This window comes from Paenisporosarcina sp. P4_D4 (genome assembly GCF_056401835.1).
Map to the genome: position 1 here is coordinate 1 of NZ_JBFUIO010000083.1, position 10,329 is coordinate 10,329.

Below are 10,329 nucleotides of genomic sequence, written 5' to 3' on the forward strand. Positions count from 1 at the left end.
CCTTCTTCCAGAACAGTTTCCGAACGGAAAGATAATCCAGGCCCTTCGTGTACTTCTAATCCGATACCATGTCCTAAAGAATGACCGAACGCTTCACCATAACCTTTGGATTTGATATAATCACGAGCGATTGCATCCGCTTCAATTCCAGTCATACCTGGTTTGATTTTTTCCAAAGACAACAGTTGTGAGTCTAGTACAATTTGATAAATTTCTTTTAATTGCTCACTCGGTTCACCGATAGCAACAGTTCTCGTTACGTCTGATACATATCCATTATACAACGCACCGAAGTCCAATGTAACAAAATCGCCTTTTTCGATGACTTTATCCGTCGCGACACCATGTGGAAGTGCTGAACGAAACCCAGATGCCACAATAATATCGAATGAAGATGATGATGCTCCTTGTTTGCGCATAAAGAATTCAAGTTCATTAGAAACTTCCAATTCCGTTTTTCCAGGTGCGATAAATGTAAGGATATGTTCAAAAGCCGCTTCAGCGATATCCGCGGCAGCCTTAATAATAGTAATCTCTTGAGGCGTCTTAATCAAGCGGATTTTCTCAATAAGACCTGATACAGGTACAAGTTCAGTATTAACCGCCTTTTTGTAACTCTCATACACGGCATAGCTCATGTCGTCTTTCTCAAAACCTACTTTTCTCACATTCATTTTTTCTAATTGGACACTTACTTCTTCCAGCATCGTTTTCGTATGTTGGACAATTTCAAAGTTTTTAATCTGTTTTGCCGCTTGTTCCGTGTAACGGAAATCCGTAATAAAAACAGCTTGATCTTTGGAAACGATGGCAATACCAGCAGTCCCCGTAAAACCAGTTATGTACCGGCGATTGTAGCCACTTGTAATTAACAAGGCATCAATCTGGTGTTCCCCTAAAGCTTCACGTAATTTAGACAATTTCTCCATTTAAGATTCCCCTTTTCTTCTATGTAAAAATGTTTCTAGTGCTAAGGTATAACCGAAAGTTCCGAGACCACTTATTTGACCAACACATTCAGGAGCCAAGACAGATTTGTGACGAAAACTTTCTCTGCTATGGATATTAGAAATATGAACCTCTATTACCGGAACGGTAATGGAAGCGATGGCATCACGTATCGCATAACTTGTATGAGTATAAGCTCCAGGGTTGAAAATAATGCCGTTAATTCCATCATCTTCTGCATTGTGCAGCCAATCAATTAGTTCACCTTCGTGATTCGATTGCTTACATTGAACATGAATATCCGATTGTTTTCCGTAAGTTATAAGCTTTTGCTCTACATCTTCCAACGTTTCATGTCCATAAATAGCAGGTTCACGTTTTCCTAAACGATTTAGGTTAGGCCCATTTAAACAAAGAATTTTCATCTTTTTTCCTCCAGTTCCATCGTGCCCCCTTCATTTTATCATAACAAATAGTTGCAGCAACTACTTTCTCTTGTCATCATAAACCTCTTGGTCATAGTAATGAATCGTCTCGGCAAGGGCTCTGCAAATTATTAAAATAACCGAAATAATCGGTACCGACTTCCAACTTATATGGGAAAAATCTTGATAAATACTCCATTCCAGCAGAATCCAGATGGCAAATCCAACAACAATTGACGTGGCAATCGCCGGCATTTTGCTGACAATCATGAACAGAGCCATCGCAAGATTGATGATCAAGAAGACGACCAGAAAAGTAAGAAACCATTTGACTGATGGGTGAGCGTCGGAAAATACTTGCCATCTCTTAGTCCATTTTATTGGGCTCCATGGAATATAATCAAAAACATATAAAAACTTTAATATTATAGTGAAAACCACAGCATGTGCTACTGAAATCGTTAAGAAGTGAGTACCTTTCATTCAAATCACATTCCTTTCTATTTATTCAATTTTGACTAACCTCACTCTCTCTATTCATAGATATAGTGCTTTTTAAAAAAATTAGTACAATTAAAGCGATAATTACTGTTGCAAGCGTTGATACGGCTCTTTCATTGTTAAACAGATTAATCTAAAACGAAAAAACGCACGTTGTATCCCAAGGATACAGCGTGCGTTTTCTTCATCTAATAAATCTACTTGCTAGTGGCATTCTCAAAACAGCGTTTTTAACTGTTAAACTTAAAGTCCACATTTCAATTGAGCACCGCAATTTGTACACGTATTACAGCCACCCATTTCTTTTACGGTCCCCTGACGGCAAACAGGACATGTGTTTCCTACTTCTGAGCCGATTGTGACATTCGTTGAACGAAGATCTTGGATTGTATCGATCAGGACAACTGGACGTTTCCCAATGATGGTTTCTTCATAATGATGTTCATCCATCACATTTTCTTCCGCTTTAAGTGTCAGGACTTGTGCATCACGGCTGCCATCCACATAAACTGTCCCGCCTTTAGCACCACCACGATAAAGTCTTTCATAAACGCCTTGTACTTGTTCAACTGTATAACCGCGTGGTGCATTAACAGTTTTCGAAATCGAGCTGTCAATCCAACGTTGAATTATGCACTGAACATCCGCATGCGCTTCAGGTGCCAATTCCATTGAAGCAACAAACCATTCTGGCAAGCTTTGTTCATCTGCTTCAGGGTTTGCGTTCAAGTATTCCTGAACAATGTCCGCTTTTACTTCGATGAATTTCCCTAAACGGCCACTACGAAAGTACGTGAAGGAGAAATAAGGTTCCAGACCTGTCGACACTCCCACTAATGTTCCAGTTGATCCAGTTGGTGCTACGGTCAACAAGTGAGAGTTGCGAATGCCTGTTTCTTTGATAGACTGACGAACATGCTCAGGCATTTTTTTCATAAATCCGGTATTGATGAAAGCGTCTCTCAGACGGTTAGTTTCTTCATTTGTTTCCCCTTGCAAGAACGGGAAACTTCCACGTTCTGCAGCAAGTTCTGCAGATGTTTCATATGCTGTTACTGCTATCGTTTCGAAGATTTGGTCGACAAGAACGTTACCTTCCACTGAACCGTACTCTTTTTCACAATAAATTAGTAAGTCTGCAAGCCCCATTACTCCTAGACCAACACGACGTTCACCCAAAGCTTGTTTTTTATTGTCTTCAAGGAAGTAAGGTGTTGCATCAATAACATTGTCCTGCATGCGAACTCCAACACGTACTGTTTCTCTCAAGCTATCAAAATCGACAGTTTTTGTATCTTTATTCGCAAACTGAGCTAAATTCACAGCTGCCAAGTTACATACAGAATTAGGTGCCAACGGTTGTTCTCCACATGGGTTGGTAGCAACCACTTGTTGTCCATACGCTTTTGCATTGGTCATTTCGTTTGCATTGTCGATAAAGAAAATGCCAGGCTCTGCAGAATACGTTGCACAAACGTTAATGAGATTCCACAAATCTTTCGCTTTCATCGTACGGTAAGTTCGGATGGCATGTCCTTGTTTTTCCCATTCACGTACATCCCCGACTTCGTGCCATTTCTCATTGTACGTTACCATTTCCTCAGCTGAATAACTTTCAACAGCGGGGAAGCGTAACTCGTGATCGCCGTCTTCTTCCACAGCTTTCATGAAATCGTCGGTCAATGTCACAGATATATTGGCTCCTGTTAAGAATTCGGAATTGTTAACACTATATGTGCCTCCATCGTGGAGTTTCGTTTCTGCATCACGGAAAATTGCATCACTGAATCCACCCTGGCCAGGAATTGTCTTGTAATTTACTATCCCTTGGTACATTGCTTCTTCTTGATGTGTCAGAGCTTTAAATTTAAGCTTGTCATTCGCTAATTGCTTGATGGTTTCATCATTTGTATTTTCAATCAGGAAACGTAGAATTCTAGGATTTTGCATTTTGGAAATGATGAATTCCGCAATGTCAGGATGCCAATCTGCCAACATAATCATTTGAGCGCCTCTGCGACTGCCGCCTTGCTCAACCAAATGTGTTAGTTTTGCGATATCGTCCAACCATGAAACAGAACCAGATGACTTTCCGTTTACACCTTTAGCGAGTGTATTGCGTGGACGCAAAGTTGATCCGTTTGTTCCAACTCCCCCACCTCGACTCATAATTTCCATTACTTGTTTACGGTGATCGGAAATACCTTCACGGGAATCCGGCACAAAGGGCATAACGTAACAATTGAAGTATGTAACGTCTGTTCCTGCACCCGCTCCATAAAGCACACGTCCTGCGGGAATAAATTTCAATTGGACCAATTGCTTATAAAACTTTTCAAACCATTCTTTTTTCTTCTCTTCAGAAGTTTCAACAGAAGCAAGTCCGGTCGCATTGCGTTTAGCAATTTGCTCATAGAAAACTTCCAAAGGTTTTTCGATAACATTAATGGAACGAGTTACAATACCCGACTCCTGCTCAATTGGATCATCAATTGCACTTCTATAATCTTCTTCAATTAAAACACGTACTTTATTTGTCGAATGATCGATGGAAACAACATAACCCAAACCGCGGGCAGGGAATTTCGGGTCTTCCTTAACCGTCAATACGACAAAGTCGCCTGCTTTTAGTGTTTTCTTTTCAGTATCTTTAAAAGAATAGCGGTCAATCATGACTAACCTAGATACACCTTTGTGAGTTAATGTCATGTCATTCGTGATGGGATGAACTTGAGGGAATGAAACGATGTCATTATTCAACATTTCAATGTTTAACTCCCCTATTTGTTGCTTGGAAACTAGTACCATTTACTACTCCTCCTTAATTAACAGAAAAAACACTACATATAGTGTTACGCGTTGTGTTTAGGGTACTATATATTGACATCTAAATCAAATAAAGCGGATGTATGTTCGAACATACACACACAACGTCTATAGGAAAATACTACTTATTTTTTGGTCAAATTAATTCTTTTTACCTATTATTTGCGGTATGTCCATTCGTCATTTGCATAACGTCGAGTTTCAAGCTTTTTCACATAATCCAATTGCTCGATTGTTAGCACATATGGTTGAAAATTGACATTAAGACCTTCAGCAAAACCATCTTTAAATGCCTCTTCACATTCTTCGATCGTAACTGGAGTTTCCCGCAAACGATTTATTGCCACCGCTTTTTGCGGAAGGCCTCTACGAACTCGCTCTTTTACTGCTTCCGATGGATAGTTAAATAAAGAAACTAGTTTATCTTCATCCAGGTCTAAAAGAATCGCTCCATGTTGAAGAATGACACCTTTTTGTCTTGTTTGTGCACTTCCTGCTACTTTTTTACCTTCCACAACTAATTCATACCATGACGGTGCATCGAAACAGACGGCACTTTTTGGATTTTTTAAATCACTCTTCATTTTATCAGTATCAGGCACCGAGAAATAGGCGTTCAATCCAAGCTTCTGAAAGCCAATCAATAACCCTTCACTCAGCACACGGTAAGCTTCCGTGACGGTCGCAGGCATATCTTGATAGTCTTCACTGACGATAATGCTATATGTTAATTCATGTTCATGCAATACGCCACGTCCTCCGGTGGGACGTCTGACAAAACCTAAGTTATGCTCTTTGACAGCTTCCATGTTGATTTCTTTTTTGACATTTTGAAAATAACCTATGGATAATGTTGCAGGTGCCCATCCATAGAATCGGACAATAGGTGGAAGGATCCCATCACTATGCCAGTCCATTAAAGCTTCATCCAGCGCCATATTGAAGGACGGACTGCAAGCGCCAGAATTAATAAAATACCAAATCGGTTTAGACATATATTTTCCTCCTCAAAATGTCACAATGCTATTCATATTAACAAACCGATTGTATTGTGGCTACACTTTCTTTTATAATAAGAACATAGATAGAAAGGGGAAAGTTGTTTTGACATTTGTATACATTAGCTCTGCTGCATTATTTGGTTTGATCATTTACTTTTTAATCTCGTCTTTGCGATTAAAAAAGGCTGTATCAGGTTTAACACAAGAACAATTCATTGAAGGATACCGTAAAGCACAACTTGTGGATGTGCGTGAACCTAAAGAATTTGAAGGTGGACATATCCTTGGAGCACGTAATATTCCTTCATCACAAATGCGTCAGCGTTACAAAGAAATTCGTGCGGACAAGCCCGTATACTTATATTGCCAAAATAGCGCAAGAAGCGCACGTACGGCATTGTTCCTTAAGAAAAAAGGCTATAACCAAATTTACCAACTGCAAGGCGGTTTCCGTCAGTGGACTGGGAAAATCAGAACAAAATAAGTCATTCAAAGTTCTTCCAAATGGAGGGACTTTTTTCATCAAAAACATATGTATGAAATTTTACAATAACTGAGGTCTCAATGAAACCAATTACACTCATTTCCTTGATTTTATAGGATTCGGACAGCACACCGGGATTACAGCTAAAATGAGAGAGTAATAATATGCCAATAAATAACTTTATCGAAGAATTTAGCGAAAAACATCCGGATGTTGATAGGTTCAAACCTGCTACTCCTGTATTTCACACATTTTATACGACCTTTGATAAGAGATTTATACTACTACAAAATTGATATTATAAAAACAAAAGATACTCTTAACTGGGTGTCTTTTTATGTTTAATCAATGGTTCTAAATTGAGGAATTCCATGGTTTTCTTGCCGAACGCGTCATCGAAAGACATGTTCTTATATTTATAAACAGTAAATGAAGTGAATCTAAAAGAGAGCTCGATTGATGAGCTCTCTTTCTTCATTCTTATGCTTTTTTATAACGTAATACTGGTGTACGGGCAGCTTTAGTCTCATCCAGACGTTTAATAACTGTTGTATGAGGAGCTTGTTGCACGATTTCAGGTGTCTCTTCGACTTCCTTCGCTATTTGGATCATCGCATCGATGAACGCATCTAGCGTTTCTTTAGATTCTGTTTCTGTCGGTTCGATCATCATGCCCTCTTCTACATTTAATGGGAAGTAAATTGTTGGCGGATGATATCCAAAGTCAAGCAGTCGTTTAGCCATATCGAGTGTACGGACTCCCAATTTCTTTTGACGACGGCCACTCAATACAAATTCATGTTTACAGTGACGATCATATGGCAAGTCGAAATGAGGCTGCAGACGACGCATCATATAGTTTGCGTTTAATACAGCGTATTCCGTTACGGCTTTCAATCCGTCTGGACCCATTGAACGAATATACGTATAGGCACGTACATTGATTCCGAAGTTTCCATAGAACGGCTTCACTCGCCCGATTGATTGAGGACGATTGTAATCGAAGTGGTAGCCTTCTTCTGTTTTTACAAGTACTGGTTTTGGCAAGAATGGAATCAAGTCTTTCTTCACGCCAACTGGACCGGATCCTGGTCCACCACCACCGTGTGGGCCTGTGAATGTTTTATGCAAGTTTAAATGAACACAGTCGAAGCCCATATCGCCTGGACGTGCTTTTGACATAACCGCATTTAAGTTTGCTCCATCATAGTACAACTTCCCACCAACACCGTGGATAATAGAAGCCATTTCTAAAATGTTTTCTTCAAATAATCCTAAAGTATTCGGGTTCGTTAACATTAACGCAGCTGTATCTTCCCCAACCACTCTTCTTAAATCTTCTAAATCAACCAAGCCGTTTTCGTCAGATTTAACCGTGATTGTATCAAATCCAGCTACCGTTGCCGATGCTGGGTTTGTCCCATGAGCAGAGTCAGGTACGATTACTTTCGTACGATGTGTGTCCCCGTTTGCTTCATGGAAAGCACGAATCATCATTAGAGCAGTCCACTCTCCATGAGCACCTGCAGCCGGTTGAAGCGTTAAATCATCCATTCCCGTAATTTCAATCAAATGTTCTTGAAGATCATACATTAATTCCATTGCACCTTGAACAGTCTCTTCATCTTGAAGTGGATGAATATTAGCGAATCCAGGGAAACGCGCAACTGATTCATTGATTTTCGGATTGTATTTCATCGTACAAGAGCCTAATGGATAAAATCCTGAATCGACACCGTGATTACGCTTAGAAAGTGCTGTATAGTGACGCATGATATCCAGTTCAGATACCTCAGGAAGTTCCGCCGCTTCTTCTCGAAGCAAACCTTCAGGCAACAACGTTGATAAATCTACTTCTGGAATATCAAGATCAGGTAAGCTATAGCCTACTCGGCCTTCTTTTGTCATTTCAAAAATTAATGGTTGATTATCTTTATGCACGGAAAGACCCCATTTCTTGCACAAGTGCATCGATTTCTTCTTTCGTCCGTTGTTCAGTGACTGCGATCAACGCATGCCCTTCCAATTTTTCATCAACTTTTCCTAAGTCGAATCCACCAATGATGCCTTTATTAAACAACTCTTTATTTATTGTTGTTACAGATGTTTTAACGTTGACAACGATTTCGTTGAAGTGTGGACCTTGGTACGCTACTTCAAATCCTGCCGCTTCAAATGCTTTTTTAGCATAGTTCGTTTTCAGGATATTTTGAGTGGCAATTTCCTGCACACCTTTTTTACCAAGCGCAGTCATTGCTACTGAAGCAGCAAGTGCATTCAATGCCTGATTCGAACAAATGTTAGAAGTCGCCTTGTCACGACGAATGTGTTGCTCACGCGCTTGCAAAGTTAAAACAAAACCACGTCGTCCCACTTCATCTGTTGTTTCTCCTACTAGACGCCCTGGAACTTTACGCATTAATTTATTCGTAACCGCAAAGTATCCACAGTGAGGTCCGCCGAAGGACTCAGAGATACCGAATGGCTGTGCATCCCCTACGACAATATCTGCACCAAATTTACCTGGTGAAGTCAAAATCCCAAGTGCCAATGGGTTTGAAGAAACCACCATCAAAGCCTTCGCTCCATGTGTAACTGCTTCCACTTTGCGCAAGTCTTCCACTTGACCAAAGAAGTTAGGATATTGAACAAGAACAGCAGCAGTATTGTCATCGATCATTTCGCTTAATGCATCAATATCAGTTACGCCGTCTTTAGTTGGAATCTGAACAACTTCAATCGATTGACCCAATGCATACATGCGAACCACGTCTTGAGATTCTGGATTGACTGCACCGGAAACGAGAAGTTTTTTGCGTTTTGTATGACCAGCTGCAAGCATACCTGCTTCTGCAAGTGCTGTACCGCCGTCATACATCGAAGAGTTCGCCAAATCCATTCCAGTCAACTCACAAATCATTGTTTGGAATTCAAAAATAGCTTGAAGCTCACCTTGTGAAATTTCTGGCTGATATGGAGTGTAAGCTGTATAGAATTCAGAACGAGAAATAACATGGTCTACAATAATCGGCTTGTAATGGTCATATACACCAGCACCTAAAAAAGATGCATATGCTTTATTGTCCGCATTTTTCGCAGCCATTTGAGACAACTCTTTTAATAAAGAAGACTCTGATTTGGCTGCTTTAATTTGATATTCTCCTTGGAAACGAACTTTTTCAGGGATATCCGAGAATAGCTCATCTATAGAAGAAACACCAATTGTATCCAACATTTCTTTTTGATCTTGTTCCGTCATTGGCAAATAACGATGTTTCATTGGGTCATGACCTCTTTCCGACAGTTATTTTTGGCGTTTATAAAACGGAGTTGCAACGGTAACAGCTTTCAAGCGCTTCCCACGAATCTCCACTTCAACTTCAGTTCCAAGCTCCGTGAATTCGCTGACAATCAAGCCCAAGCCAATATTTTTCTTCAGCGTAGGGGATTGTGTACCTGTTGTAACTTCTCCAATAGCTTGATCATCTTTAAAAATGGTATAGCCATGTCTAGGAATGCCTTTATCAATCATTTCCAATCCTACCAATTTGCGTGGGATACCCGCTTCTTTTTGTGCAACAAGCACTTTTTGACCGATAAAGTCATCTTCTTTTTTCAATTTCACTGCAAACCCAATTCCCGCTTCCAGTGGTGAAATATCACTTGAAAGCTCCTGGCCATACAGTGCCAAGCATGCTTCAAACCGAAGAGTATCCCGAGCACCTAGACCACAAGCTAATACTCCGTCTTCTTTTCCTTCTTCCAAAATCAAGTCCCATAGCGCGACTATGGAAGCAGGTTCTCCGTATATTTCAAACCCATCTTCACCTGTATAACCTGTTCGCGACACTAAAGCATCATATTCGCCAAGTTTTACATTTGTTTTGAATTTAAAGAAGCCGATTTCGCTTAAGTCTTCTTTTGTCAGTCTTTGCAGAACTTTTTCTGCAAGTGGTCCTTGCAATGCAAGTTGACCATATGAATCTGAAACATTAAGTGCAACGGTGTCACCGATCAAGAATTTTTTCATCCACTCAAAATCTTTTTCGATATTAGAAGCATTGACGACAAGTAAATAGTCATTCTGTGCAATTTTATATACTAATAAATCATCGACAGTCCCTCCATCTTCATAGCACATTGC

General features: G+C 40.0%; 9 protein-coding genes. 1 reads left to right on the forward strand and 8 read right to left on the reverse strand.

Annotation, left to right across the window (positions count from 1 at the left end; genetic code table 11):
- The 5 genes from AC1DSL_RS13835 to AC1DSL_RS13855 form a co-directional block, all read right to left on the reverse strand.
- Nucleotides 1-929 (reverse strand): aminopeptidase P family protein (locus tag AC1DSL_RS13835; protein ID WP_477532613.1); only part of this gene is annotated, 929 nt, incomplete at its 3' end.
- Nucleotides 930-1,373: a type II 3-dehydroquinate dehydratase gene (gene aroQ / locus AC1DSL_RS13840; protein WP_477532614.1), complete on the reverse strand. Its 444-nt coding sequence runs from the start codon at nucleotides 1,371-1,373 to the stop codon at nucleotides 930-932.
- Nucleotides 1,374-1,433: 60 nt separating this feature from the next.
- The gene (locus tag AC1DSL_RS13845) at nucleotides 1,434-1,856 is read right to left on the reverse strand and encodes a hypothetical protein (RefSeq protein ID WP_477532615.1); all 423 of its coding nucleotides are present in this window, start codon (nucleotides 1,854-1,856) and stop codon (nucleotides 1,434-1,436) included.
- Between the two features lie 261 nt (nucleotides 1,857-2,117).
- Entirely contained in the window at nucleotides 2,118-4,682 is a 2,565-nt protein-coding gene (locus AC1DSL_RS13850; protein WP_477532616.1) for a vitamin B12-dependent ribonucleotide reductase, read from the reverse strand.
- Between the two features lie 176 nt (nucleotides 4,683-4,858).
- On the reverse strand, nucleotides 4,859-5,695 hold the full coding sequence (locus tag AC1DSL_RS13855) for a lipoate--protein ligase family protein (RefSeq protein ID WP_342543498.1): 837 nt from the start codon (nucleotides 5,693-5,695) through the stop codon (nucleotides 4,859-4,861).
- 109 nt (nucleotides 5,696-5,804) lie between these two features.
- Between AC1DSL_RS13855 and AC1DSL_RS13860 the strand changes: the two genes are divergently transcribed.
- Nucleotides 5,805-6,185, forward strand: a complete 381-nt coding sequence (locus AC1DSL_RS13860) for a rhodanese-like domain-containing protein (RefSeq protein ID WP_342543497.1) — start codon at nucleotides 5,805-5,807, stop codon at nucleotides 6,183-6,185.
- A 480-nt stretch (nucleotides 6,186-6,665) separates the two neighbouring features.
- On the opposite strand, the gene gcvPB is transcribed toward AC1DSL_RS13860, so the two are convergent.
- From gcvPB to gcvT, 3 genes are all read right to left on the reverse strand, one after another.
- Nucleotides 6,666-8,156 (reverse strand): aminomethyl-transferring glycine dehydrogenase subunit GcvPB, encoded by a 1,491-nt coding sequence (gene gcvPB / locus AC1DSL_RS13865; RefSeq protein ID WP_016426952.1) that lies wholly within the window; start codon nucleotides 8,154-8,156, stop codon nucleotides 6,666-6,668.
- A complete protein-coding gene (gene gcvPA, locus AC1DSL_RS13870) occupies nucleotides 8,119-9,465 on the reverse strand; it encodes an aminomethyl-transferring glycine dehydrogenase subunit GcvPA (RefSeq protein WP_477532617.1) in 1,347 nt (448 codons plus the stop codon). Before gcvPA ends, gcvPB begins: the two co-directional genes overlap by 38 nt.
- Before the next feature lie 24 nt (nucleotides 9,466-9,489).
- Nucleotides 9,490-10,329, reverse strand: an 840-nt coding sequence (gene gcvT, locus AC1DSL_RS13875; RefSeq protein WP_477532618.1) for a glycine cleavage system aminomethyltransferase GcvT, incomplete at its 5' end; no start/stop codon positions are given.